Genomic DNA, 25,800 nt, shown 5'->3' with positions numbered 1-25,800 from the left:
TCAGGAGGAGTCATGACTCGGCGAACCACCGCGTGCGCTGCGCTTGGCGCAGTCGCCGTCGTCGACCTCAGTGCCACGCTATCGGCGGCTCCGACCGCCGACGCCGAACCGAGAGCACGATAAGCGACCCACGACAGACAAGCAGCTGCGTCGGCGCCGACACGCAAGCGCAACTAGCACCAAAGTTCGACCCGAGAACGATTACTTAGGAAGGGATAACTATGACTGACCTCGCCCACTCCACCTCGAGCCGGCCCCAACGGCTCTACCAAGCCTTGGCGATCACGGGCATCGCGGTGGGAATCTTCGTCATTGCCGCTGGCCTGTACTTCCTCATCGCACGTCCGGGTTGCTGCGATTCCATGAATATGAGCAAGACCAAGATGATGGAACAACCGATGGACATGCCGTCGATGTCGCCAATGCCGGGCGCATCCGTTCCTGCGCCCGCGCCCTGAAGATCCTCGTTGCGACACGCCCCCAATCGATGAGTGGCCGTCTCGGTGATTACGGTCCTACACGTGCGGTGGCCTCTCAGCGCGGCCGAACGGATTTCAACGCTGTGTTCGCTACGCCACAGCGGGAGTCCATGAACTCGGATGACGTGGGTGCTATTGCCCTCCAGCCTCAACCCCGGCCCAGGCACACCGGATCTACGGTCTTCCTCCGTATATTGTCGAACACACGACGCTCAACCGTGGACGCGGTTTAATTCGGTGCTGCGGTACGCCGCTGCTCTGGCGCTTTACAGACTTTCCAGTGAACTCAAGAAGGACGCATCCGAATGGCACCTCTCACACGCCTTCTACTGACCGTCTTCGTGGCCATCACCGCAATCATCGGGTTTGGGGTCTACCTCTCGGCCCAGGACAAGGGCATACCCGCCTCCGCCCAAGCTGAGGGTGGAGACGTCGGTCAGCTTGTCCGGGACAACAGTCGCCGCCTCAGTACCGCGACGAACAGCGATGTCAACTTCGTCGAATTCCTCGACTTCGAATGCGAGGCCTGTCGGGCAGCCTTCCCTATGGTTGAACAACTGCGTGCCGAGTACGGAGACCGCGTCAACTTCGTCGTCCGCTACTTCCCAATTCAGTCTCACTTCAACGCGGAGAGGGCGGCGCGAGCGGTCGAGGCGGCGGCCCAACAGGACAAGTTTGAGCCTATGTACAAGAAGATGTACGAAACGCAAAGCGAGTGGGGCGAACAACGAACTCCTGCGGACTCCCGATTCCGCGGATACGCCGACGAACTTGGACTCGACATGGCGGCGTTCGATGCCGCCTACAACGACCCCGCTACGCTCGATCGTGTCAATGTCGACGTAGCTGACGGCAAGGCCCTCGGCGTACAGGGCACACCGACCTTCTTCCTCGACGGAACGGAAGTGGAGTTCAGAAGCTACGACGACATGAAGACCGCAATCGAGCAGGCACTGAACAGCCAGCCTTAGTGCGGGGCAGCCGGTGTCGGCGGACGAGGTCGACACGTCGGGACGTAGCGGGAGGTGCCATTGCGCGACACCGGGTCGGCGCCAATCGTCGGCCCGGAGGCCAGCGTGAACGCGCCGCTGTGCGCCTGTGGGGTCGTCAGGAGCCGATACTCGGCGCGCCCGTCTTCCGCACCGTTGCAGCCGAGCGGACGCGCTGGACGATCGGCGCTGCAAGCACCGCCAGCATCGCCACGAGCCCGCCAGCAGCCAGAATTTGGCCGCCCAATCGCTGGTCGCCGAGCAAGTTCGTATGCCAGCCCAATTTCAACGAGCGGTAGAAGGCGCCACCGAGAGTGTCGCGCATGGTCGTCACTAAGACTCCAGCGAGGACGAATTGGGACAGCGCTAACAACAGTATTGCCATCCGCCACTGCTTGGGCATCGGCCGTAGCACCGGATCGACGCCGCTGACGGCGGCGAAGAACCATACACCGCTGAGCAGGAAGTACCCGATCATGAGTATGTGGGGAGCGTGCTCGCTCACGGCGGCATCGAAGATGACCTCGAAGCACAAACCGTAGACGCCCACCAGAAGAAGCGCGAGAGCCGTCCACGGACGAGCGATCAGACCCAGCGAAGATGAATTCAGTGCGGTCACAAGCCATTCGCGCGGGCCAGGCACCGCCTTCGTATGCGATGCTCGCATTGCCCTCAGCGCTAGGGTCGCCGGCGCGCCCTGCACGAGCAATACCGGCACCCCTATCGTGAGGATCAATTGAACGACGGCGTGCATGCTGAACATTGCCGCCATGTACATGCCAAGTCCTGACGAAGTGGCGAACACCAATGTGAGGCAACCCATCACCCACGATGCGGTGCGCCGCTTCGACCATGAGGCACCGCCGCGAGCTAGCCGATACACCGCAGCAAGGTAGATGCCGACCAGGACGAGCGCCGCCGTGCCGAATATCAGGTCGAAACGCCATTCGAGGAAGACCCGCGTGATCGTCGGTGGCTCGGCGAGGTCGAAGCCCAACTCAGCTTCGGCCGGAAGCGGTTCGCGCGTCGCGAGCGGTGGTGGCGTACGACCAAGCCCGACGGCTACGCCGACCGCGACGCCGAATAGGGCGGCTTCGGTGAGTGCGAGCCGCAGCAGCGCACGGCGCGACGTCGGATCACGCTGCAGCGCAACGATCGACGATCGTCGATGTCGCCATCCAATTGCACCGAGCCCAATCAAGGCCGCCACCTTCCCTACGACGAGGAGTCCGTAACTGCTGCTCAAGATGTCCGACAGATCTATGCGGACCGCCGCGTTGACGAATCCGCTCACGGCCATGGCCGCGAAGCACCACAACGCCAGCCTCGAGAAACGGCGGGCGGCGATGTCGGTGTGCCCGCCGCCGCGCAGTGCGTGCCCAAGCAGCGCCAGCAACCCGCCGGCCCACAATGCTCCGGCGACGAGATGGATGATCAGGCTGTTGGTCGCGATGTCGTGCGAGCCGCCCGAGGAGGAGTGCCCCGTCACGGCCAGCGGCATCAACGTCACTAGGCCACTGAGCAGCAGGGCGGGCGTCCATGACCACCGCAACACCGGCAGGCTCGCTACGGCAACGACCGCGGCCAAGATCGCTGTGGTACGCCACGCCGACGTGGTTTCGACGAGGTCGGTCGCTGACCAAATGTCCAGCGGCGACAGATCGGTCAACGGCACCCCTGACACGTCGGAGACCGTCAGCGCGACCAACACTGCAGCGCACATCGCCCAGACCGCGCAAGCGGCACCGCCGGTCCGAAGCGCTCGGTACCCGTCGACGTCGAGCACTCCATTGGCCTGCGGCGGGACGAGGAAGGCCGCGAACAAGAAGTGTCCGATCGCCACTATCGCAGCGATCTCGCCGGCGGCGCGCAGGAAGGGCAGCCCGTAGGTGGTTACCGGTCCCGGATCACTAAGCCCAGTCACCGCCAGCGCGTCTGGTAGTACCAGGGCGCCGATCGTGGCCGCGCTCACGCCTGCCAGCAGTGCGACACCAAGCAACACGGCCCGCCCCACCCGGCGTGGAGTATCAGTCGACGTCGCCACGCCTTCACCCTCCTTTTCTCTTTCCACCTTCTCTACTTCTACCCGTCGATCCGCCAGGCCCACTGTCGCGGCGTCACGACAGCACGGGGCCTCCCAAACCGACGGCTGGCCACCCGACGAACAACCCAGCGGCTCGGCGGTCTGCGAATGTCCTCGACGACACGACAGCGACTGTGTCGCTGCTGATCCTCGCCACGGTCATCCCGGCCAGGTAGAAACGGTCAGTCGGGCCCACGAAGCAGGGCGAGCACCGAGACCGTCCGGCATCGCCGGCGCGTGGGGATACGTGAGTGCGTGGCCTGAGATGGCGGTCGCGTGTGACTACCATCCACGCAGCCTGACGTCCTTCGCATGCACTCGTCCGTTGCCTGCTGACTGCTACGCAGGTCCCATGCATGCTGCCGGACCCGACGTCACATCATCTACTATGTAAGTACGTACAACAAATTCCGCCCAGCCGCCGCGAGCGTCGGTCGGCGGCTAGTGGAAGGGAGAGGCCCGAATGCGGTGTCCGCCAGTCAGCCCAGTCGTCACGATGATGACGGTCGCCCTAGCAGCTGTGACGATTGCTCTCGCGCCGTCGGCCTCGGCCGAGCCACAGGTTCCCGTGCCCGCACCCGGCGATCCCCTCACGATCCCCAACTCGACGGCACCGAATCCGTTCGCCGCTCCAACAACCGGCCCATCATCGACGGCTGTCAACGACTTAGCCGCCGGCCAGAACCCAGCGCCCTACACCGGACCACCGGTCTTCGCTCCACCCACGTTCAATCCGTCGAATGGCTCGACGGTTGGCGTCGCCAAACCGATAATCATCAACTTTCAACGTCCCATCGTCGACCGCAACCTGGCCGAGGACGCGGTCCACGTCTCCTCCTCCCCCGCAGTCCCGGGCAGGTTCTATTGGATGAGCCCAACTCAACTCCGATGGCGGCCCACTGACTTCTGGCCGGCCAACACCACGGTCAGCATCGATGCCGGTGGTACGAGGTCGAGCTTCCGCACCGGCGACTCGCTGGTGGCGACCATCGACAACGCCACCCTCCAAATGGAGATCATGCGCAACGGCGAACTCGAGAAGACCATGCCGGTATCTCTAGGAAAGCCTGGCTACGAGACACCCAACGGCACCTACTATGTGCTCGAGAAGTTTGCAGACATGGTGATGGATTCCTCCACTTACGGTGTGCCGGTCGACGCAGCCGAAGGTTACAGGCTCAAGGTCCAAGATGCGGTGCGCATTAGCAACACAGGCATCTTCGTCCACGGCGCACCGTGGTCGGTCGGCGATCAGGGTAAGCGCAACGTGAGCCACGGCTGTCCGAATCTGAGTCCAACCAATGCGCAGTGGTTCTACGACAACTTTGGCAGCGGGGACCCGGTCGTGGTCAAGAACTCCGTCGGCATCTACGACGAGAACGATGGAGCCCAGGACTGGCAGATGTGACGTCTAACCGACCGACAGCCGCATCCTCACAACGTAGTCAACCCACTCGACTTCGCCGGGGAGCCATCGCGAACTAGCCGGGCTGCCAACGCGGCGAACACCAGCGCGGTCGTCACCCACATCACCAAGGCGGTCCCCAATGAATGCAACCGGAATTCATAGAGGTCGTCGGCGGCGAATCCTGGGTACACGATGGCGCCGGTGTGATCGCGCAGCGCGTTCGGTGTTTCATCGAAAGTCGGCAGCACCCGCATCACGAGCGCAGTCGCCAGAACATACGATCCCGCAGCCGCGAGCGTCGCATTCCAGTGGCCCAAGCGTGGTGACAGCCGACGGGCCACCCACACCGCCGAGATCACCAGGACCGCCGACAACACCACCATGAGCACGAACAGCATGCTGCGCTGCTGAAGAGTCCCCTCCTGCCCTACCGCAGGCGGATTCTTCGGATACTTCAACGCCGGGACCAAGTAGAGCGACAAGAACATCCCAGCGGCTAGCAGAACGGCTAGCAAGCGCGCGGAGAAGTTCCCAAGGCGCCCGTAGGCGACGCAGAAGACCACCGCAAACAGCGCTCCCATGGCAACACTGAATGCAAGAACGCCGAAGCCCATCCCGATATTGGCCTGCACCCCGCGGGTGAACAATTCAACACCGTGGCCGGGTAGTTCCGCCGCCTTGGTGCGGCCCTCCTCGTAAGCCACAGCGCGGTCGATGACTGGCGTCACGAATAGCCGGGCGTATGCGAAGGACGTTAGGCCCGCCAGGGCGCCGGCGACCAGGCCGGCCGCGATGAGTCGCTTTTCCATGATCGAAATTCCTATCAGTGGTACGGCGTCAAGCCGTGGCGGGTGTGAAGCGATGACTCTAGATGGTCCTCGTCAGGCCTCCCAGCATGAAGCGCGGCGGCGCGCCTCGGGGCGATGCACGCCCTTAGCAGCCCGTTCCATTCTCGCGACGGCGCGGACGGTTCGGCATGTGAGCGAATAACACTGTTGGCGAGCATGATTCGGGGCGCAAGGTCACCGTCCGCGTTCTACGAGCAGATTGATGAGGTTGACGTCGATGCGGCATTCCCACCGGCTGGCGAGGGCACCGGCGTGCCGAAGTGCGCCGCGACCTCGCCGACGAACGACTGAATGGTCTCCGGGCCCCCGTCACCCGACGACGTGCCGACATTGCCCACGCGCTCTGCGAATTGGCTCAAACAGGCCGTCGAGCAGAAGTAGAAACGATAAGTGCCTTCCTGATGCACGATCATCAGCGACTCGGCGTCCGTCGTGACATGCATCCGACATATCGGATCGACGTGCTCCTGGTGGCGGGTTCCGACGTCAAGGGCGAACGCTTCCACGAACGCACCCACGTTCCGCAATCGCAGCGGGCCCAACGGCGTCACCGCTAGACGGTCCACCCCTTGAAGCGCGGCCGCAGCTTCGGCGTTGCCGACGATCTGGCCTGGCCGGGCGATAGCCGCCAATCTGGCTGCCGTGTTGACCGTCGACCCGAAGACGTCTCCGCCGCGCTTCACTACCGACCCGGCATAGATTCCCGCGCGCAACAGCGGAAATCCGTCGATGCGACGGGTCTCTTGGTGAATTCGCCGAAGGAAGGCGAGTGCGGCAGTGGGGTCCGAACTGGTGATTAGCACGGCGTCACCGATGGTCTTGATCATGTCGTCTCCGGGCCCGAGGACCTTTTCGGCAATGGGGCGAAACGATCTGCCAGTACGGCAGCACGATGATCACCGTGGGCTTCGGTAAACGCCGTGAACCCAGCCATGTCCACGAAGATGACCACCGTGTCCACGTCGGCATGCTCGAATTCATCTGCGACACTGGGCGGGTCGATGGTCATCACGTCTCTTCTGCACGCTCCACGCGCGGCGCTGCTGGGGTGACCGACTGCATAGGCATCCCGAGAAGTCGCAATGCATTTGCGACGACGATGAGAGTCGAGCCTTCGTGGATGAGCACGGCGGGACCGATGCCCAGGCCGAAGACCGTCGCCGGGATGAGGACCGCGACGATTCCGAGACTCGCCCACAGGTTTTGCTTGATGACCCGCGAGGAGCGACGGCTCAGGCTCACCGCGAACGGTAAGGCGCGCAGGTCGTCGGCCATCAGCGCAACGTCAGCGGTCTCCAGCGCCACGTCGGATCCGGCCGCACCCATCGCGATACCCACACTCGCACCGGCCATGGCGGGCGCATCGTTGACGCCGTCGCCGACCATGCCCACGCGGCCGTGGCGTTCCCGCAAGACGGCGATTTGGGCCACCTTGTCCTCGGGCATCAGATCGCCGCGGGCGTAAGCGACACCAACTTCGGCGGCGACGGCGTCCGCCACCCGCTGATTGTCTCCCGACAGCATCACCGTGTTCTCGAGGCCGAGTTCGGCGAGCCGTGCGATCACCGTCGACGCCTCCGGTCGAGGAAGATCCATCAATCCGATTGCGCCCAACCACCGATCGCCCGCGCGGACGATCATCGTCGTGCGGCCCTGCTGTTCGAGACGACTCACCTCGGCAGCGAGTTCGGCCGGTGGCGGCTGGGCGGCGTCAGTGAACAGTTCGGTCTTGCCGATGTAGACCTCGACACCCTCGACGGACGCAACGATGCCGCGGCCAATCACCGCACGGACGTCGGTCGCGCGAAGCGTCGCCGCTCCGGCCAATCGCTGGCTGCCGTCGCGGACGATGGCACGGGCGAGCGGGTGGTCGCTTTGCTCCTCCACGGCCACGGCGATTCTCAACAGTTCGACCTCGTCGCTGTCCCCGGTGGCCCACACGTCGGCAATCCTGGGCCGCCCCTCGGTGAGGGTGCCAGTCTTGTCGAAGGCCAGCACGTCGAGTCGCCCCAGTTCCTCCAGCGCGGCGCCGCCCTTCATCAGGATGCCGGCCCGCGCCGCTCGCGCCACCGCCGACAACACCGCACTGGGCGTGGCTATTGCCAGCGCACACGGGCTGGCCGCCACCAGAACGGCAAGCGCCCGGTACACCGTGTCGGTGAACGGCTCGTCAACTACTAACCCGGCGAAGAGCAGCAGGACCACACCGACCAGGATCGCCGGCACGAAGATGCGCTGAAATCGGTCGGTGAAACGCTGTGTGGAAGTCGTCTTGGTTTGCGCTTCGGCCACCAAACGCGCCACCCGGGCCAAGGTGGAGTCGCCGGCGAGCCGGGTGACTTGCACTTCGATGGCGCCGGCGCCGTTTATCGTTCCGGCGAACACCCGCGACACCGCGTCAATGCGTTCTGGCGCAGCGGCGGCTGCCGTTACGTCCGGGACCGGAATCTTGTCGACCGGGACGCTTTCGCCGGTCACTGGCGCTTGATCGACGCTGCTGGCACCTGCTACGACGAATCCGTCCGCAGGCAGCCGCACGTTGGGGCGCACGACGACGACGTCCCCAACGCGCAGGTCCGCAACGGACACTTCGACGATGTCGCCGGTGCCGCCGCGCCGCACTAGGGCCGTCTTGGGGGCCAGCTCGGCGAGCGCATCGATCGCTCGGCGAGCGCGGCCCATCGCGTACCCTTCCAGCGCGTGCCCGACGCCGAACAGGAACAGCAAAAGGGCGCCTTCGGCGACTTCGCCGAGCGCTGCCGCACCTGCTGCGGACACCAGCATGAGGAAATCGATCTCGAAGCGGCCCTGCCGCACACTCGCGAGGGCTTCCTGCACGGTGAAGAACGCACCGAAGAAGAACGCCAGGCCGTAGGCCACCACCTCCACCGAGCGCGGCGTCTCGGCTAAGGCGGCCAGTAACCAGCCTGTCAGCAGCAGCGCGCCCGCCAGTCCCGCGAAGATCAATTCGGTGCGCTCGCCGAAGATTCCGCCGTGACCGTGTTGATGGTCGCCGTCGTCTCCGTCGTGGGCGACGGGAGTTTCGGCAACGGCGGTCTCTGCGTCGGGGACTACCCCTGACGGCGCCACCTTCGCGGCGATGACGTCTACGAGTTCTTGGGCCGTCACCATCGCCCGCTCGAACTCCAGCTGGACCGATCCTGGTGCCGCTGCTGCGGCGACGACGCCAGGAATCGTCGACAGTGTGTCGACGAGCGCAGTTCGCACCGCCTCATCGTCATCAGTGCCTGTGGTCAACCACCGCAGGTGCCCGTACGTCGACGTGATCGTATTGGCCACCTGCAGAGCCCGTCGCTGCACTTCTGTTGCGGTGGCAGCCTCGGCGTCGTAGTGCACGCAAAGGCGGGGTTCCGACGTGTCGCCATCGATGACGTGGGCCTGTTCGATGACTCCGTCGTCTCCCAGGTTGCGCCTGAGCCGGTCAGCGCAGCGCTCGTCGCTACCGGGAAGCAGGGCTGCTAGGTCCAGTGCAAGAGTGTCGTTCGCGGGCCTGGCGTCCGCGCCGCCGGTATTCACCGTCCCGCCGTTGCGATCTGCCATGCATGCGATAGTACGCATGTATGCATATCAATCAACCCGTTGCCGCGAAACCTCGCCGCGTCGGCGAGATAATCGGGCCGGCGTCATCGTCCGGCTGTGTCGGTCGATACGCCCAAGGGTGAGCGCGGTGCCCCCGGGAGTTTTCCGATAAGGCTCGACGGGACAGTCGCCGTGTGGCAGAACGGCCCCGTACCGGCGGCGCGCTCTCGAGAATCGGCGTACAACAGACCGTCCAGCTCGACATCTGTTGTCTCGCACTGCTGCTGCGAGCGTCGCCACACCTGACTGTTTCGTCGGGTTTCTTCTGGTGAACATAGACGATTCCGATGCGCAGCGTCGCGGCGCACGCACCGGGGGCGCGGCGCTATTGCCGGCGTCGCGAGGCGACGCCGGGACATCGGCGATGATGGGAGCACTACCAACGGTGACCGAGGCCCGTGGCGGTCTTCGACGGCCAATACGCTACGTACTTACCCTGGGGATCGTAGAAGTGACAGCCGCCATCGGGACTGGTCTGCGCCGTCCATCCTCGCGACACGGCCCACTCCACTAGCGCACCGACCATCTCACCGGTTGCCGGCGGCCCGTCGGATTGGTTCCGCCCCGCGCCGTGGAACTGCTGCATATGCCATGCCCTGGGCCTGCCATTGGCGAGGCCTCTTCCTCTCGTCTCATGTTGGTCGCCGCAACGGAGCTATGCGGGAGGTCGTTTCGCCGCGTCACCTACGTATCTAGACAGTACTTGTTGGTGGCGCCGATGGTGGAAAGCGCGTTCGGGGCATGAGCCGAGAATCGCTCAGTGAACGCCAGCAGCAAGGAAGCTCGGACGGCCACCCTCAGAACGCCCCGCGGTGCGTTCATCTCGCTATCCGGCGCCGCCGTTGGCTATGCGAGGTCAGGCCGTCCCGTTAGCGAATCGTCGGCTTGCACAACGAAGCGGCACTGACGAAGTTGTGAGCCGCCTCAGTGCGCGCAATAGGACGCCGCTTAGGGCCACCATCCGGTCAACGCACCCATCCTGCGCCCAAGTTCTGGCGCCAGGGAGCGTACGTACGTGGCCGACAGGTGATGAGAATCTCGGTAGATGAGGACGTTCCCTTCGGCGGCTCGGCAGTAGTCGTCTCGACACAGCGCACCGCTCAGATCGATCACGTTCATCTGCGGGAACCGTCCGGGGAGACTTGCGGCGGGATTGACGTCGTCGAGGACAAGTGCTCGTGGCATGCCGCACGTCGTCGCGTCACCACCGTCGGCGAGGCAATCACTCGGGAAGAAGGGGTCGCCGTTGCGGACCAGCCACGGTGTGTCGCGCATGCCCAGCACCTTCACCCCGTTGTCGGCGAACGCCTGCCAGATCGGCAGGTACGCCTCCGGCATGACGTCACCGGGCCCGGTGTCTCGTGGTCTTGTCACGGTGGTGAACACGTAGTCTGGGCGGTCGGCGACGATCTCCCGCATGGCGGCTTGGACCCAGTTGAAGCACTGTGGGTACGGCTCCCCCGACCCCGGGATGCGGGGCACTCGCTCCGCCGATAGGGGGCAGCCCATCTTGAGGTAGGTGACGACCTTGAAGCCGTGCAGTCGGCCGAGCAGGTCCAGCGCGGTGATCCAATGCTCGGCGTGCGAGCCGCCGGCCAGCGCGATGGTGCGGGTCGCGGCCCCGGAACCGTAACTGCACTTGCGCAGACTCGGGTCCGAGAAGTCGCTGATGCAATTGTCTTTGGTGCTCTGCGGCAGGTCGTCCTTGGCCTCGAGGACCGTGGGCCGCATGGGCAGCTGGGGGACCTTGGCACGGTCGATCAGCGCGCGGGCCCCTGGGTAGTCGCGCGAGGACAGACCGGACAATTCCTTGCCGTTGGCCCGCTGAACCGTCATGTGCTCGCGCCACGTGAACGACGTCGCCGCAAGCGCCACGCCCAGCAGCGTGACGATCGAGCCCAGCACGACGGTCGGCCGGCGCAGCCGGATGCGCAGCGGCACGGCGGACTTCGGCTTTTGAGCATTCGTCGCACGCATCCGCAACGGGTTCTCCACGAAGCGCGTAGTCAACCAGGCCAGCACACCGGAGGCCAGCAGGACGCCTGCGCCCTCGGTCAGGTCGGTCTGGGTGTGTCCGCTGTAGGCGAGCCAGAAGATCAGCAGCGGCCAGTGCCACAGGTAGAGCGAGTACGCCATCGCGCCGAGGGACACGAGCGGCGCGGTGGCGAGGAGGCGATTCGGTAGCGGCAACCCGCCGTCCACGCCAGCGAGATGCGGATCGGCGGCACGGTTGGCGGCGCTGAGGATGAACAGGATGGTCGCCCCGACCGGTACCAGCGTCCAGGGCCCGGGGAACTCCGCGACGCCGTCGAGGAATGCGCCACACGACAGAATCGCGGCGAGTGCGATCGCCGAAACGGTAGTCCGCAGCCACATCGGCCACCGCACGTGCCGGATTAGCGCACCCGCCAGCGCGCCGAGGAGAAGCTCCCAGGCCCGGGCGAAGCTGTCGTAGTAGGCGGTTGCCTGGTCCGCGTCATGCGCGATGATCGCGTAGACGAACGACGCCACGGTGAGCGCCGACAGCACCGCGATGAAGACGATCCGCAGGTGATGGCGGAGGAGGCGGCGCAGCAGGAACCCCAGGCCGAATACCAACAGCAACAAAGCGATGTAGAACTGCCCCTGCACCGACATCGACCAGATGTGCTGCAGCGGACTCACCGTTTCGCCCGCGCGCAGGTAGTCCGACGCCGTGGTCGCCAGTTCCCAATTCTGGTAGTAGCCAAGGCTCGCCAAGCTTTGGTCGGCGAACGTCTCCCACCGGGTCTCGGGCTGCACCAGGATCGTCAGCACCGCCGACGCGGACAGCACCACCACCAGCGCGGGGAGCAGTCGCCGGACCAGACGCCGCACCTCCGGCACGAGTGCCAGGGATGCGGTCGGATTGAGCGCGGCCCGCAACAGCCTTCCGCCGAAGAAGAAACCCGACAGCACGAGGAAGACGTCGACACCACCGGAGACCCTGCCGAACCACACGTGAAACACGGCGACCAGTGCGATCGCGACGCCACGTAGGCCGTCTAGGTCATGACGGTAGACGCCGAACTCGCTAGGGCGCAACGAAACAGAGGTCGCTGACCCCGAACCATTACGTCGAACCTCCCGCGGTTGAGCGACGGTCAACATGGCCGTCGAAACGACGCTCGGTGAGTCGTAATTTCAGCCGCGGTCATGACGCTGGCGAGACGAGATCGGTGTGTTGGATACGTGCGCACGCTGTGGCCCCGGCGTCAGCCCACCCCGGCGTAGGAGTGCAACCCCGCAATGACTAGATTGATGAAGAACAGATTGAAGACCATCGCCACGAATCCGGCCACGTTTATCCATGCGGCCTTCCTGTCACGCCACCCCGCGGTGGATCTAGCATGCAGATAGGCCGCGTAGGCGACCCACGCGACGAAAGACACCGTCTCCTTGGGGTCCCATCCCCAAAAGCGTCCCCATGTCTCCTCGGCCCAGATCGCGCCGAAGATGACGCCGAACCCGAAGACGGGGAACGCGAATATCGTGGTGCGGTATGCGAGTCGGTCCAAGATTTGCGCATCGGGCAGTCTGGACACGACGCCCGCATAGAGTCCTTCGCGTCCGGGGTCGCCCAACCGCGACGTCCTCACCAGGAAGAGGATGCTCGCCACGCCGGCGACGAGGAACACCCCTGAGCCGAGGCTCACCACCGACACGTGAATCGGCAACCAGTACGACTGCAGCGCGGGCATGACGGGTGCGGCGTCGGCATACAGCCACTTGCCCGACACCGCAAGCAGAATCAGCACCGGAACCAGGACGAACACCCACAGTGGCCGAAGATCAAGACGCCGCAACACGATCAACGCCGCCACCAGTCCGCAGAAGCAGGTCAGGTTGATGAACTCGTACATGTTGCCCCACGGCGCGCGCGAGGTGGCCAGGCCGCGCAACACGATGCACAGCAGCAGGAACCCGGCACCCACGACGACGAGGGCAACACCAGCACGTTCCGCGCGTTCCACGACCGACCGTCTAGGGACGTCTGCGACGACACCCGGACGTGCGCTGTCGGTTGCGACTCCCACAGGCGCCATTGACCTCTCGAGTGCCCGACTGCGACTGTTCGCGAACGTTGCTGCCAGCACCAACAACGCGAGAACGAGTCCGACCATCGCCGACGTGTACGCCCAATCCGAATACAACGCCAGGGATACGCGTGTGCCAACTGCGTTCATGACGTGTCACTTGCATTGCTGTTGAAGGCCGTCGACGCAGCGCAGCGAGGCCGCGATCTGACTCGTCTGGTTCCGTTCCTCCCTGCTCTACGCGATAGCGTCGACGAATCGAACTTCGCTTCACACTGTTTGACTTGAAAGGCAGCCGGCCGCCGCCTCCCGCAAATGGTCATTGCGTGCCTGGCCTGTCGGATAGCGGAGGTTCGAGGTCCCGAAGGAGATGACCGAATCCATTGATTCGCATGTCGGTTCGAAGCGATGGGCTCGGCCGGTTAGTCCGCAGCCATCTCGCCAACGCATCGGCTTGCCGTTCCTGGGGGGCATCCGCCACACCAGCGTCGTCGAGGACGAAATAGCACAAGGTTGCGTCGCCGTAACGTTCGTCGATCATGCCCGCGGCGGTGGTCGCCTTAACGTCGGCCGCCATGACGCGCAGTTCGAGGAAGGCCCCATCGGCGTGCGGCGCTGCAGCTGCGTGCAGACGCAACCACTCGTGGAATTCCTGGTACAGGTCGGACGGCAGGGGGTGGCCGGTGCGGGACAAGGCAGTGACCACCACCAGTATCGCCAGGCTCGGCTCCCCGGCGTGTAGCGCCGTGAGCGCCGCCGAACGCTGCGCCTCCGTGAGGCAGGGTTCGGCGGCCTCCCACATCACCTCGGCCATCTCGAAGTCTCCCCTGATCATTCTGTGCGCCTGTGTGTTTCACCAGCCGACCCTGGCCTCAACCCAGGCCGCGTGCGCGTCCGTATGCCAGCGTCTCGTCGTTCGCCGCCCAATAAGCTTGGATAGCGCGCGCTCTTCCCGACCATCGCTGAAGCCGGCTTAGGTGCGCACTTGCGCGTCGTCGAGCCGGGTCACGTCGCCGTCGTCGGGGCCGTGAGCCTTGCCGACGTGCGCCTCGGCGCGCATCCGCTCCACCATGTGCGGGTAGTGCAGCTCGAACGCGGGACGCTCCGAACGGATCCGGGGCAGCTCGGTGAAGTTGTGCCGCGGCGGCGGGCAGCTGGTGGCCCACTCCAGGGAGTTGCCGTAGCCCCAGGGGTCGTCGACCACGACGGGCTCACCGTAGCGCCAGCTCTTGAAGACGTTCCAGACGAACGGCAGCGTTGACAGACCGAGGATGAAGGCGCCAACCGTGGAAACGATGTTTAGCGTGGTGAAGTCGTCCGCAGGCAGGTAGTCGGCGTAGCGGCGCGGCATGCCCTCGTTACCAAGCCAGTGCTGCACCAGGAACGTGGTGTGGAAGCCGATGAACGTCAGCCAGAAGTGCAGCTTGCCCAGCCGCTCGTCGAGCAAACGTCCGGTCATCTTCGGGAACCAGAAGTAGATGCCCGCGTAGGTGGCGAACACGATGGTGCCGAAGAGGACGTAGTGGAAGTGCGCGATGACGAAGTAGGTGTCGGTGACCTGGAAGTCGATCGGCGGGCTGGCGAGCAGCACACCGGACAGGCCGCCGAGCAGGAAGGTGACGAGGAAGCCCACCGAGAACAGCATCGGTGTCTCGAACGTCAGTTGGCCCTTCCACATCGTGCCGATCCAGTTGAAGAACTTGATACCGGTCGGGACGGCGATCAGGAACGTCATGAAGCTAAAGAACGGCAGCAGCACCGCACCGGTGGCGTACATGTGGTGCGCCCACACGGCCACCGACAGGGCCGCGATGGCCAGCGTCGCGTAGATCAGGGTGGTGTAGCCGAAGATCGGCTTGCGGCTGAACACCGGGAAGATCTCGCTCACGATGCCGAAGAACGGCAGCGCGATGATGTAGACCTCGGGGTGGCCGAAGAACCAGAACAGGTGCTGCCACAGCAGGACGCCGCCGTTGGCGGGGTCGTAGATGTGGGCGCCGAGGTGGCGGTCGGCGGCGAGTGCGAACAGGGCGGCGGTCAGCAGCGGGAAGGCCAGCAGCACCAGGATCGACGTCACCAGGATGTTCCAGGTGAAGATCGGCATCCGGAACATGGTCATGCCGGGGGCGCGCATGCAGACCACGGTGGTGATCATGTTGACCGCGCCCAGAATCGTCCCCAACCCGCCGACGATTAGGCCGAGGATCCACAGGTCGGCACCGGCTCCTGGGCTGCTGATGGCATTCGACAGCGGCGTGTAGGCCGTCCAGCCGAAGTCCGCCGCACCACCGGGAGTGATGAAGCCACCCAATGCGATCAGCGCGCCGAAGAGAAACAACCAGAACGACAGAGCGTTGAGTCGCGGGAAGGCGACGTCGGGCGCGCCGATCTGCAGCGGCAGCACCAGGTTGGCGAAGCCGAACACGATGGGCGTCGCGTAGAACAGCAGCATCACCGTGCCGTGCATGGTGAACAGCTGGTTGTACTGCTCGTTGGACAGGAACTGCAGCCCCGGAATCGCGAGTTCGGTCCTGATGAACAGCGCCATGAGACCGCCGGCGAAGAAGAACACGAAGCACGTGACGACGTACATCATGCCGATCAGCTTGTGATCGGTCGTGGTCACCAGCTTGTAGATCAGGCTGCCCCTCGGTCCCACCCGTGTCGGAAACGGACGGCGTGCCTGTAGCTCACCGGCCGGCGGCGCTTCGGCGACCATGACATCCTTTCGACACGGGGCTTTCGACCCCCACATCTGCGACCTACTGACTAGAGCCGTAGTTTAACCTACTGAGAAGACTAGTACTATCTGCCGTAGTAAGAAGGCCGAGACTCGCGAGTCGATGGACGATCTCCGATGACGGGCCCCGACGGCAACGGCATCGAGCGGCGCACCGGCTCCGGCTCGCACCGAGAGGGCGGGGCCACTACGCACCACATGCCCCGCTAGTCAGGCGCCGTTCAGGCTCGGACGAAGTCACGTGACAACGCCACGTAGCGGCCTACTACGTAGGTGCTTACACGCTCGCTCGTTCGACGTGTTACAACAAATGTGTTCAAATGTTCTCTGACACAGAATCTTTGACGCGATGCGGCACTGCCTGATCCACTCTGCGGCGACCGGCGGCTTGCTCAACCGCGAGTGTTCGGTTAGCGTCTCGCCAACCACATAACAAATCGGTAACGACAAGGACCGTCTCGAATTGGTGCATCACCAAAGCGCGCGCCGACGAACATCGGCTGACCGTGCGGCCACCGATGTCACCGAGGTCATTGCCTTCGGCGAGTTCGGGGCGTTGGCCGAGACGGCGAGTCGCTACAGCCACCCGTTCGCCGTCGATCGGGACGTGCTAAACGCACCCGAACTCGATGACCTCAACGACTTGGCAGACGAGTCGCCACGGCTTCTACTCGCGCCGAGAAGTGGGTCAGGTCCCGCGATGGCCGTGCCGGTTACCGAGACACGTCCCCAACGACGCCCACTGCCGTCGCACCGAGCCAACTCGAGCACTTCCGCCTCCACCACGGCCGGGGCGCATCGACGCCTCCCCGACTCAGCGGGTGCAGTGCACAGCAGACTAGTCATCGCGGCCATGGCCGCCGGCGCCGTCGCCGCGGCAGCAAATGCAGCGGTTGGCGCGACCGAGGCGCGACCCGACCCCATCCTGGTCGCCGACAGCGCAACGTCTCCGCCTGCTTCCCCCAACACTTCAGGGATGCAGATCGTTTCTGTCTCGAATCAATTCGATGCGGCCGTGCACCAACGGGAACTGGCCAACGGGACGGCCTTCGCCCAGGAACGCGCGCAGCGCGAGTCCCAACTTCGGCGCCCACAATTCGCCTTTCCCACTCAGGGCATCCTGACGTCCGGCTTCGGCGCACGCTGGGGAACCTTGCACGCCGGGCTCGACATCGCCAACGCCGTCGGCACGCCCATCTACGCCGCGTCGGATGGCCAGGTGATCGCCTCCGGCCCCACACCGGGCTACGGCATGTGGGTAAAGATCCGCGCCGCGGACGGCACGGTCACGCTTTACGGTCACATCGACACCACCACGGTGCAAGTCGGCGAGCGTGTGATGGCTGGCGACCAGATCGCCACCATGGGCAACAGAGGGAACTCGACCGGACCGCACTTGCACTTCGAGGTGCACGGCAACGGATCGATCAAGACCGACCCAATGGCGTGGTTGCAGGAGCGGGGAGTGCGCGGCAGATGACTCGCGTTGCTACGGTCGCGCCGCCGGGGCCGTCCGCCACCGCAATGCCCTTGGTATGACGGCTGAACGGGAGCCCTGCCGAGTCGAACGGGGCGCGCTGCACCGCATAACCCGTTACAACGGTCGTGCCCGCTGCGGCTGACGCCGGCGACAAGGGCTCACTTCGGCGCACCCTGCTGAGCCCCACACCGTAAGCTACCTACTGACTAGATCAGGAGGTTGGATCATGACGCGGGTGCGTGGCTTCGGAGAACTCGAGGCGTCCATCATGGACCGGCTCTGGAATCGTGACCCTGACGCCGACACCTCGGTACGACAGATATTCGACGAGTTGAGCAGCGAACGGCACATCGCGTACACCACCGTGATGTCCACAATGGACAACCTCCACGGCAAGGGTTGGTTATCGCGTGAACGAGACGGCAAGGCATACCGGTACCGGCCGACCCTGACTCGCGAGGAGCACAGTGCGCGGCTCATGCTCGAAGCACTGAGCGGCGGCGGTCGTTCAGAAGCGGTCCTCAGTCACTTCGTGGCTCAGATCGACACGGAGGAATCCGCTGACCTGCGCGCTGCGCTGCGTCGCCTCGCTCGGAAAACAAGCGGCCAATGACCATCGCGGCGGCCTTGATGCTGTACGTCGCGGCGATATTGGCGTTGGGGCCGAAACTGCTGAGCCATATCACCGCTGATGGCGGGGCGCCGCGGCTCGCAATAGCAGCTTGGACGACCGCGGTGGTGATGGTGATCGGCTGCTCGGTTGCCGCCATCGCGCTGCTCTTGGTCGAGGCCGCCGGACACTGGGACAGCCCCGACTCCTTGCTCGTCTCGTGTTTGGAACGTCTACGCGCAATCCTCCTTGGCCATGCCGGATTACCGGCAAGATGGGTCGCAACCGTCGCGGTTGCCATCGCCGTCGGAAGCTTGGTGGCCGTCGTCGTTCGAATCGGCCGCGCTATGAGTCGCATGCGCATACACACCTTTGCGCACGCCGACGCAGTGCGCCTGGTCGGCAAGTCGCACGGCAGCGACGTCGTAGTCATCGAGGCAGCTGAACCTGCAGCGTATTGCGTCGCGGGCCGACCCCCGGCGATCGTGGTGACCACCGCAGCGCTGGCCGCACTCGATGAAGCACAACTGGCAGCCGTCGTCGCCCACGAGCGAGCTCACCTCGACGGCCGGCACGCCTACGTCGTCGCCGCGGCGCGGGGCCTCACCGCCGCGCTGCCCAAATTCGGGCTCTTCACGAGCGCAGCGACGCACATCGGCGCCCTCCTCGAGATGTGCGCCGACGATACGGCCGCACGCCGCCACGGCCGTCAGCCGTTGCTCACGGGTTTGCTAACCCTCTCGGGCGCCTTCACCCCGGCCCACGGTCTGGCCGCCGCCGGTATCGCCGTGCTCACCCGAGCGGTACGGCTATCAGACCCACCACGCGGCATGGCTCGCATGCAGGCCCAAGTAACGCTGAGCGGTGCGGTGGCGGCAATGGCCGCTACGCCGCTAGCGATCGTCGCTCTGGCGCTGACGGGCGCGTTGATCTGCTTCGCGTAGAGCGCGTACGACATCCCCACGGTTGCTGACACCAAATGCCATGCCACAGGGCTGCTTCGACGATGGAGGCAAATACGGACCTGGGAGGTTCTGTCGGTGCCGACTAGGCGCCGGGAAGCATCACCATGCCGGCGAGGTAAGCGCCGGCAGAGTCGGCCATGGCGAAGGCCAACACGGTCAAAAACAGAGCCAGGAGCAGTGCCGTCGCGATCCATCGGCGAGCCAACCGACGCTTCCGCGGCGCTCGACGGTGCTCAGTGCACGTCAACCACGGTCCGTGACAAGACACGGCCACTGCGCTCTTCACGTCTTCAATCTACTATGACGCTACGTAAGTGACCAGCGCTTCACGGTCACCCGACACGAGGTGCAGTAATGGGTTCTCAGATCTATGTCGGCACGCTCCGAGGCTGCAACGGGCGCCGTCTGCCGAGCGGCGCTCGAACGACATGCCCACGCATCGATCCGGCCACCCACACCGGCCGGGCGGCTCGCACGGCATGGGTGTCACTCACACTCGTGACGACGATGCTTATGACGGGATGCGGCGGCGCGAATTCTCTTACTTCGCAACCAGATTTAGGTGGCGCGCCTGCCGTCACTGAACAATCGCACACTCGATCCGACGTGATGTTCGCCCTCGACATCATCGATCACAGCGCTCAGGCCATTGCGCTGAGCAACCCGGCCATGAGCAACCAAGGCATCGCGCCAATGGTCCGCGACATCGCCCAACGAATATCCGCGACCAGCACCACCAATCTCAACCAGCTGCAAACACTCCTTCAAGAGTGGGGATTCGCTCCCCCTCCCGTCGGGCAACCGCCGACAGCGGCGGCACCCAGCATCCCCGTTGCGCCGGGTGAACACCCCCTTGCCGTCGACGCCGACGTGCGTCGCGCAGCCAATGCGACCGGCCCGGATGCAGGGGGCCAGTATCTCGATTTGATGATTAGGCAACACCATTTCACCATCTCGGCCGCGCGTGACCAGCTGCAGACAGGGTCGAATCCTCGCGCGAGGGCGATCGCGCGCTCGCTCATCGAGCGCCAGCAGTCCGAGATCGTGGCCATGGAGGCCCTTCAGCGCTGACGGGAACTCCCGGGGACCCGGCTGCCAGTCTTGGGATCGTGGTTGCCATGCGGTCACTCGTGCTCGCTGGCAGGCCTCGGCTCGACGGTCGAAGGCCGCGATTGTTGACGCAGCCCGCGCAGAAACGCGTTATAGGCAGCCAATTCGGCGTCGTCGCGTTCGACGTCGGCCTCCCTCTTGACCGACTCCGACGCCTCGTCACGCTGCCACCGGATGGCGAAGATCAACGTAATCAGCAACGCGACGGGCTCGCCGTACGACCACGCCAAACCGCCGGCGACCGCCTGATCGGCGACCGGGTCGACGTTCCAGCCCGATGGTGGATGAGCAAAGGTGTCGGTGAGCGCCCGCGGCGCCATCATCAAGATGACACCAATGAAGACGTGCAGGGGCATCTCGACGAATATGTCGAAGAACCGGCCAAGGTTGCTCTGCCGGACTGGCAATGGACCGGTCGACAAGATCGGCACTATGAACAGCAGTCCGCTAATCAAGAAGAACATCTGCAGTGTGACGTGTCCAGCCACGCTGGCTGCCGCCGCGTCGAAGAGGTCGGACAGGTACAGGCCGTAGTAGCTCAGCAAGAAGACCGGAATGGTGAAGCCGGGATGCAGCACGATTCTGCTCGCCCGGCACCGCAGTCCCCCGAGCGCAGCGACTAACACGTACCGTCCAAATCCACGATGAGGCGTAGACCTGAGCAACAGTCGCCCGGGTGCACCGAGCACCAGCAGCGGTGGAACGAGGATCGACAACGTGAGATGTTGAAACATGAAGGCGCTGAACAGGCGGTAGCCGTAGCCGTCGATGGCTAGGCCCGTCACCGCCGCCAAGGCCAGGCACCCCGCCAAGAAACTCGCCGTTCGCATCCAGGCCCACTCGCGGCCCTGCGACTTGACGACTCGAACGGCAGCCACGTACCACACCGCCAACGCAACGGCCATCGTGGGCAAGATTGGAAGCGGCGGCGGGAACCACCCCAGCATCGCCCACAACGACGGCGGAGAGGCGGGAAGTACAACCTCACCGATCACCAGGCCGTCCCCCTTCAAGTCGCGGCGTTGCAATCGCGTACCGGCCGCACCACTCGCCGACCTTCAGCCGGGGCGCAGTCGCCGTTCACTTCGGAAGCCCTGAGTCGCTCACAGCCTCGGCGGCGAGGCGACGGACCAGGGGTTCGAGATCCTCGGCGAGCAGCGCCCGGAGGAACACTGCGGCGACGCGGTGCGACCGGTCCAAGACGATGGTTGACGGAATGACGGTGGTGGGATACCTCTCGCCCAACGCGATCATCGTGCGCATCGGCGGGTCGTAAATCGACGGAAATGTGACCTTTCGATCGATGATGAAGTCGACCGCAGCTTGGCGGTTGTTATCACGGACATCGATGCCCAAGAAGGCCACGCCCTCGGACCGGGTAGCGTCGTACACCTTCTGCAGCTCCGGCATCTCCGTGCGACAGGGACCACACCACTGACCCCACACGTTGATGACCACCACCTGCCCGGTGAAGTCATCGACTGACAACGTGCGGTCGGAGTCCATCAAATCGGGTCCGCGAATCGGCCCCGGACTACCACGATCTTGCGGCGGGTCATAGAGGATATCGACCTGCCCGCCCGGCGACACGAACTCGAAGGAACCGCCCTGAGCGACCGCATCGGTCCCACTAGAACACCCGGACACTGCGGCGCTGAGCAATACGGTACTCAGACCCACGACGATTCCGCGCCGGATTGCCGCTGCACCGCGTGACGGTACTCGCCGGCGACGCTCAACGCGTGTCGTCGTTCCCCACGTGGACGTCCGTGGCACACCGGTTAGTCCATCAGTCACTTTAGCCGCCACTCACTTGGCCTCACCCTCTGCGGAACAATTACTGCACGGCCCCACACGATTGCCAGCCATTCTCTGCGGCAGCCGTGTACCAGCGGCCGAACGCGCACAGCACATTCTACGTAGCGACTACGTACGATGTTAACGCAACGACTCCACCACGAATGACGGGACGACATGATGAGGCGGATCCACTCCGCGGCGAGCCGGCAGCGCAAGAGCATCTGGCGGACGACGCTGATGTTGTTGACGATCCTCGGCGTGGTCTCGAGCGTCGCAGCGTGCGGCGGCGGTCTCCCCACGCCACAGCAGGAGCAGCAATCCAGGGCGATCGTCGACAAGGGCACTCCTTACGCCGATCTGCTCGTTCCGAGCGTGCAAACGTCGGTCGCCGAGGGCGACGTCGGGGTCCCGGTGGAGTCGCCGGTTACGGTCAGCGCGGTGTCCGGTGTGCTGGGCGCCGTGACCCTCACAAACGAGGAGGGTCGAGTGGTCGCGGGCGAAGTGAGCGCCGACGGCGTCACGTGGCGCTCTGCGGAGCCACTGGGTTACAACCGGACCTACACGTTGAACGCCGAGGCGCTCGGGCTCAGTGGCATCGCGCGCAGCAGCGCCACGTTCGAGACGCACTCGCCACAGGACCTCACGATGCCCTACGTGTTGCCCAACGAAGGCGAAGTCGTCGGCGTCGGGCAGCCCATCGCCGTGCGCTTCGACGAAGACATCCCCGACCGGCTCGCCGCTCAAGATGCGATCACCGTCACGACGAATCCTCCGGTCGAGGGCGCCTTCTACTGGCTAAGCGACCGCGAAGTCCGATGGCGCCCAGCGCAGTACTGGAACCCGGGGACCACGGTAGAAGTCAACGTCAAGGCCTACGGCGTCGACATGGGAGAAGGACTCTTCGGTCAAGACGACGCCTCCACGCGGTTCACGATCGGTGACGAAGTCATCGCCACTGCCGATGACACCACCAAGACGATGACCGTGCGTGTCAACGGCAACGTCGTCAAGACGATGCCCATCTCCATGGGCAAGGACAAGACGCCCACCGACAACGGCACCTACGTCATCGGTGATCGATATTCGTTTCTGGTCATGGACTCCTCGACCTATGGCGTGCCGGTGAATTCCCCCGACGGCTACCGCACCGAGGTCAACTGGGCCACTCAGATGTCCTATAGCGGAATCTACGTGCATGCCGCCCCATGGTCGGTCGGCAGCCAGGGCCGCGACAATGTCAGTCACGGATGCCTCAACGCCAGCACCGAGAACGGCAAGTGGTTCTACGACAACACCAAACGAGGCGACATCGTGGAGGTCGTCAACACGGTGGGGCCCACCTTGTCCGGTACCGATGGACTCGGCGACTGGAACATCCCCTGGGATCAGTGGAAAGCGGGCAACGCTGCGGTAACCGGCTAATACCGGCGCACGTTGTAGATCGGCGCCGACGAGATCGGCGCCACCTTCACCGGCGTGCCATAGGTGGAGGCGTGCACCATGTTGCCGTTGCCGATGTAGATGCCCGCGTGTGAGGCGTCCGAATAGAAGGTGACGATGTCTCCGGGCTGCACTTCCGCGGTCGCCACGGGTTGTCCGCCCGCCGCAAGCGCCTGACTCGACCGCGGGAGCGACTTGCCGCTCTGCAGAAACGCCCACTTGATGAGCCCCGAGCAGTCGAAGGCATCCGGCCCTGTCGCACCCCACGAGTAAGGCGCACCCACTCGGGTCAGCGCCGCCTGCACCACCATCGCCCCCTCGGGTGAGTTAGGCGGACTCGGCGCCACCGGCGGTGTCGCTTCGGGCAACGCCACGATGACAGGGTCTGCCGGGGGCGGGGGGGCGGGCGGCATCGGCCCAGGGTCGGCAAGCGCTGCACGTTGACCCGGAGTCAACGCCCGATACAACGCCTCCACTTCGGCGACCTGCGCACGTAGGCGGCTCTGCTTGGATTGCAGGCTGGCGCGGACCGCTGACGCCTGTTCCGCGGCTGTGCGTGCTGCCGTCGCCGACGATTGCGCCGCGCGCGCGGCCTCGTCGGCACGGTTGGACGCGTCGCGAAAGGCGACTACCCGGTCAGAAACGTGAGTGGCCATCACCCGGCTCGTCGTGAGTTCATCGAGCAGGCGTTGCGGAGACTGCGCGGTCAACGCAGCACCGACCATGCTGGTCGAGCCTCCCATATACGCCGCAGCCGCTACCTCGTTCACCGCGGCCTGATACCGACCAAGGTCGGCTCGCGCTGCGGTCATCGCCCCGAGTTCAGCGCGTTCGAGACCCTCGGCCGCGCGCTGTGCCGCGACTTTCGATTCGAGGTCCAGTTCGGCCGAATACACCGCTTCCGAAGTCCGCTCGGCTTCCCGAGAAAGCTCCGTCATTTTAGCCAAGGCATCAGCAGCCGGGTCGGCCCACGCTCTCTCCGCCGAGTCACCAAGCGACAGTGCCAACACGAACGCCACGACGAGAGCGCCCGCCGAACGGCATGCCCCGGCAGGGCGATTCATCCTCAAGACATCAGTCCTAACACCGCAGGGAGATCTATGGTCTAGCTACGTAGGTCACGGAAAGATTACGAGCAACGTCGTCCGATGTCCACGCCCCCGGCCATATCCATCGGCGCGTGCGCACCCGACACGAGTTCACCTTCCTGTCGAGGCCACGGAAAAATTGTGACTGCCGCTGCTGATTCAAGACTCCGGTTCAGCAGCGTCCCAGCGCCGCAGCGACCGCAATCCACGGTGTGCGATAGTAGGTAGCGACATAGTAGGTAGCGTCCTAGTAGATTGTCTGCGGGCTGGCTCGACGAGGAACGACATGACAACCGGCACGGCAATCACGGCACGAGTTCATTCATTGAATCGGCCCAACATGGTCTCTGTCGGAACCATCGTGTGGTTGTCGAGCGAGCTGATGTTCTTCGCCGGTCTATTTGCGATGTACTTCACCGCTCGCGCCCAAGCCGACGAGTGGCCGCCGCCGCCCACCGAGCTGAACCTCGCCCTCGCGGTGCCGGTGACCCTGGTCCTCGTTGCGTCCTCATTCACCTGTCAGATGGGCGTCTTCGCCGCCGAACGCGGCGACGTGTTCGGCCTCCGCCGGTGGTATGTCGTCACCTTCCTGATGGGCCTGTTCTTCGTCCTCGGCCAGGGATACGAGTACGTGAGCCTGGTGCGTGAGGGAACCACGATCGCCGGCAGCGCATATGGATCGGTGTTCTACCTCGCTACGGGCTTTCACGGGTTGCACGTGATTGGTGGTCTCGTCGCCTTCGTCTTGCTGCTTGTGCGCACGCGTATGAGCAAGTTCACCCCCGCCCAAGCGACGGCGGCCATCGTGGTGTCCTACTACTGGCACTTCGTCGACATCGTGTGGATCGCGCTGTTCGCCGTTATCTACTTCGTGAGATGATCGATGCCACGCTGCGTTCCCCCGACTACGTTCGACGGCGAACCGCATGGGCTCCCGTCCTGCTGGCAGCCACCGCAGCACTGTTAGGACTTGCCTCCATCGCTGCGCCAGCTGCCGCGGCTGAACCGTCCTCGGTGCAGGGCACCTCCTCGACAGCCCCACCAAGCTCGGCCGACCCAACACCGACCACCCATTCCTACGACGACGCGCACACCGGCGAACAAC

The 25,800-nt window shown here is 64.6% G+C and carries 21 protein-coding genes; 9 read left to right on the top strand and 12 right to left on the bottom strand.

Going from position 1 to position 25,800, the window contains the following annotated elements:
• Positions 1–221 precede the first annotated feature (221 nt).
• Together G6N61_RS30335 and G6N61_RS30330 are read left to right on the top strand one after the other, a co-directional pair.
• Positions 222–458, top strand: coding sequence for a hypothetical protein (locus tag G6N61_RS30335; protein ID WP_163924511.1), 237 nt, complete (start codon positions 222–224; stop codon positions 456–458).
• A 326-nt stretch (positions 459–784) separates the two neighbouring features.
• On the top strand, positions 785–1,450 hold the full coding sequence (locus G6N61_RS30330; RefSeq protein ID WP_163924510.1) for a DsbA family protein: 666 nt from the start codon (positions 785–787) through the stop codon (positions 1,448–1,450).
• A gap of 136 nt (positions 1,451–1,586) precedes the next feature.
• Here G6N61_RS30330 and G6N61_RS30325 read toward each other — a convergent pair whose 3' ends face one another.
• Positions 1,587–3,512: a bifunctional copper resistance protein CopD/cytochrome c oxidase assembly protein gene (locus G6N61_RS30325; RefSeq protein ID WP_163924509.1), complete on the bottom strand. Its 1,926-nt coding sequence runs from the start codon at positions 3,510–3,512 to the stop codon at positions 1,587–1,589.
• Between the two features lie 502 nt (positions 3,513–4,014).
• Here G6N61_RS30325 and G6N61_RS30320 point away from each other — a divergent pair.
• Complete coding sequence (locus tag G6N61_RS30320) at positions 4,015–4,959, top strand: L,D-transpeptidase (RefSeq protein WP_163924508.1); 945 nt, start codon at positions 4,015–4,017, stop codon at positions 4,957–4,959.
• 26 nt (positions 4,960–4,985) lie between these two features.
• Here G6N61_RS30320 and G6N61_RS30315 read toward each other — a convergent pair whose 3' ends face one another.
• The 8 genes from G6N61_RS30315 to ctaD all read right to left on the bottom strand — a co-directional run bounded on the left by G6N61_RS30315 (position 4,986) and on the right by ctaD (position 16,181).
• Positions 4,986–5,768, bottom strand: a complete 783-nt coding sequence (locus G6N61_RS30315) for a CbtA family protein (RefSeq protein WP_163924507.1) — start codon at positions 5,766–5,768, stop codon at positions 4,986–4,988.
• 227 nt (positions 5,769–5,995) lie between these two features.
• A complete protein-coding gene (locus tag G6N61_RS31045) occupies positions 5,996–6,520 on the bottom strand; it encodes a hypothetical protein (protein WP_235887359.1) in 525 nt (174 codons plus the stop codon).
• Positions 6,521–6,630: 110 nt separating this feature from the next.
• The gene (locus tag G6N61_RS31040) at positions 6,631–6,816 is read right to left on the bottom strand and encodes a hypothetical protein (protein WP_235887358.1); all 186 of its coding nucleotides are present in this window, start codon (positions 6,814–6,816) and stop codon (positions 6,631–6,633) included.
• Positions 6,816–8,897, bottom strand: a complete 2,082-nt coding sequence (locus tag G6N61_RS30305; protein ID WP_235887357.1) for a heavy metal translocating P-type ATPase — start codon at positions 8,895–8,897, stop codon at positions 6,816–6,818. The genes G6N61_RS31040 and G6N61_RS30305 overlap by 1 nt, the downstream gene beginning before the upstream one ends.
• Before the next feature lie 1,458 nt (positions 8,898–10,355).
• A complete protein-coding gene (locus G6N61_RS30300) occupies positions 10,356–12,536 on the bottom strand; it encodes an acetyltransferase SucT (protein WP_163924505.1) in 2,181 nt (726 codons plus the stop codon).
• Positions 12,537–12,640: 104 nt separating this feature from the next.
• Positions 12,641–13,612 carry a c-type cytochrome biogenesis protein CcsB gene (ccsB, locus tag G6N61_RS30295; protein ID WP_163924504.1) on the bottom strand — a complete coding sequence of 324 codons (972 nt, stop codon included), beginning with the start codon at positions 13,610–13,612 and terminating at the stop codon, positions 12,641–12,643.
• A 169-nt stretch (positions 13,613–13,781) separates the two neighbouring features.
• A complete protein-coding gene (locus G6N61_RS30290; protein ID WP_163924503.1) occupies positions 13,782–14,276 on the bottom strand; it encodes a hypothetical protein in 495 nt (164 codons plus the stop codon).
• Between the two features lie 159 nt (positions 14,277–14,435).
• Positions 14,436–16,181, bottom strand: a complete 1,746-nt coding sequence (gene ctaD, locus G6N61_RS30285; RefSeq protein ID WP_163924502.1) for an aa3-type cytochrome oxidase subunit I — start codon at positions 16,179–16,181, stop codon at positions 14,436–14,438.
• Positions 16,182–16,665: 484 nt separating this feature from the next.
• Between ctaD and G6N61_RS31400 the strand changes: the two genes are divergently transcribed.
• The 4 genes from G6N61_RS31400 (at position 16,666) to G6N61_RS30265 (ending at position 20,328) form a co-directional block, all read left to right on the top strand.
• Positions 16,666–17,682 carry a M23 family metallopeptidase gene (locus G6N61_RS31400; protein WP_163924501.1) on the top strand — a complete coding sequence of 339 codons (1,017 nt, stop codon included), beginning with the start codon at positions 16,666–16,668 and terminating at the stop codon, positions 17,680–17,682.
• A 226-nt stretch (positions 17,683–17,908) separates the two neighbouring features.
• On the top strand, positions 17,909–18,295 hold the full coding sequence (locus G6N61_RS30275) for a BlaI/MecI/CopY family transcriptional regulator (protein WP_163924500.1): 387 nt from the start codon (positions 17,909–17,911) through the stop codon (positions 18,293–18,295).
• Positions 18,292–19,236, top strand: coding sequence for a M56 family metallopeptidase (locus G6N61_RS30270; protein WP_163924499.1), 945 nt, complete (start codon positions 18,292–18,294; stop codon positions 19,234–19,236). Before G6N61_RS30275 ends, G6N61_RS30270 begins: the two co-directional genes overlap by 4 nt.
• 375 nt (positions 19,237–19,611) lie before the next feature.
• Positions 19,612–20,328 (top strand): DUF305 domain-containing protein, encoded by a 717-nt coding sequence (locus G6N61_RS30265; protein WP_235887355.1) that lies wholly within the window; start codon positions 19,612–19,614, stop codon positions 20,326–20,328.
• Between the two features lie 53 nt (positions 20,329–20,381).
• Here the strand turns inward: G6N61_RS30265 and G6N61_RS30260 are convergent, their stop codons facing one another.
• Together G6N61_RS30260 and G6N61_RS30255 are read right to left on the bottom strand one after the other, a co-directional pair.
• Positions 20,382–21,314, bottom strand: coding sequence for a cytochrome c oxidase assembly protein (locus G6N61_RS30260; protein ID WP_163925215.1), 933 nt, complete (start codon positions 21,312–21,314; stop codon positions 20,382–20,384).
• Positions 21,315–21,447: 133 nt separating this feature from the next.
• Positions 21,448–22,047, bottom strand: a complete 600-nt coding sequence (locus tag G6N61_RS30255; RefSeq protein ID WP_407666352.1) for a TlpA disulfide reductase family protein — start codon at positions 22,045–22,047, stop codon at positions 21,448–21,450.
• Positions 22,048–22,341: 294 nt separating this feature from the next.
• On the opposite strand from G6N61_RS30255, the gene G6N61_RS30250 reads away from it, so the two are divergent.
• Positions 22,342–23,589, top strand: a complete 1,248-nt coding sequence (locus G6N61_RS30250) for a L,D-transpeptidase (protein WP_372481167.1) — start codon at positions 22,342–22,344, stop codon at positions 23,587–23,589.
• Here G6N61_RS30250 and ripC read toward each other — a convergent pair.
• Complete coding sequence (gene ripC, locus G6N61_RS30245; protein ID WP_179973550.1) at positions 23,586–24,671, bottom strand: peptidoglycan hydrolase RipC; 1,086 nt, start codon at positions 24,669–24,671, stop codon at positions 23,586–23,588. The two genes, G6N61_RS30250 and ripC, sit on opposite strands and share 4 nt — an antisense overlap.
• Before the next feature lie 310 nt (positions 24,672–24,981).
• On the opposite strand from ripC, the gene ctaE reads away from it, so the two are divergent.
• On the top strand, positions 24,982–25,575 hold the full coding sequence (gene ctaE, locus G6N61_RS30240; RefSeq protein WP_163924497.1) for an aa3-type cytochrome oxidase subunit III: 594 nt from the start codon (positions 24,982–24,984) through the stop codon (positions 25,573–25,575).
• Positions 25,576–25,800 lie beyond the last annotated feature (225 nt).

It is taken from the genome of Mycolicibacterium arabiense, from assembly GCF_010731815.2.
In the GTDB taxonomy this organism is placed as follows: domain Bacteria; phylum Actinomycetota; class Actinomycetes; order Mycobacteriales; family Mycobacteriaceae; genus Mycobacterium; species Mycobacterium arabiense.
The sequence above is the reverse complement of the archived record's forward strand: the minus strand, read 5'-3'. Positions and strand labels throughout refer to the sequence as shown.

Excerpts from the sequence above, each read along its gene's own strand:
- G6N61_RS30260 (WP_163925215.1), bottom strand. The coding sequence starts at position 21,314 with ATGCTGGGGTGGTTCCCGCCGCCGCTTCCAATCTTGCCCACGATGGCC.
- ripC (WP_179973550.1), bottom strand. The coding sequence starts at position 24,671 with ATGAATCGCCCTGCCGGGGCATGCCGTTCGGCGGGCGCTCTCGTCGTG.
- G6N61_RS30250 (WP_372481167.1), top strand. The coding sequence starts at position 22,342 with ATGATGAGGCGGATCCACTCCGCGGCGAGCCGGCAGCGCAAGAGCATC.
- ctaE (WP_163924497.1), top strand. The coding sequence starts at position 24,982 with ATGACAACCGGCACGGCAATCACGGCACGAGTTCATTCATTGAATCGG.
- G6N61_RS30270 (WP_163924499.1), top strand. The coding sequence starts at position 18,292 with ATGACCATCGCGGCGGCCTTGATGCTGTACGTCGCGGCGATATTGGCG.
- G6N61_RS30320 (WP_163924508.1), top strand. The coding sequence starts at position 4,015 with ATGCGGTGTCCGCCAGTCAGCCCAGTCGTCACGATGATGACGGTCGCC.
- G6N61_RS31040 (WP_235887358.1), bottom strand. The coding sequence starts at position 6,816 with ATGACCATCGACCCGCCCAGTGTCGCAGATGAATTCGAGCATGCCGAC.
- G6N61_RS30290 (WP_163924503.1), bottom strand. The coding sequence starts at position 14,276 with ATGGCCGAGGTGATGTGGGAGGCCGCCGAACCCTGCCTCACGGAGGCG.
- G6N61_RS30275 (WP_163924500.1), top strand. The coding sequence starts at position 17,909 with ATGACGCGGGTGCGTGGCTTCGGAGAACTCGAGGCGTCCATCATGGAC.
- G6N61_RS30335 (WP_163924511.1), top strand. The coding sequence starts at position 222 with ATGACTGACCTCGCCCACTCCACCTCGAGCCGGCCCCAACGGCTCTAC.
- G6N61_RS30265 (WP_235887355.1), top strand. The coding sequence starts at position 19,612 with ATGGGTTCTCAGATCTATGTCGGCACGCTCCGAGGCTGCAACGGGCGC.
- ccsB (WP_163924504.1), bottom strand. The coding sequence starts at position 13,612 with ATGAACGCAGTTGGCACACGCGTATCCCTGGCGTTGTATTCGGATTGG.
- ctaD (WP_163924502.1), bottom strand. The coding sequence starts at position 16,181 with ATGGTCGCCGAAGCGCCGCCGGCCGGTGAGCTACAGGCACGCCGTCCG.
- G6N61_RS30315 (WP_163924507.1), bottom strand. The coding sequence starts at position 5,768 with ATGGAAAAGCGACTCATCGCGGCCGGCCTGGTCGCCGGCGCCCTGGCG.
- G6N61_RS30300 (WP_163924505.1), bottom strand. The coding sequence starts at position 12,536 with ATGTTGACCGTCGCTCAACCGCGGGAGGTTCGACGTAATGGTTCGGGG.
- G6N61_RS30330 (WP_163924510.1), top strand. The coding sequence starts at position 785 with ATGGCACCTCTCACACGCCTTCTACTGACCGTCTTCGTGGCCATCACC.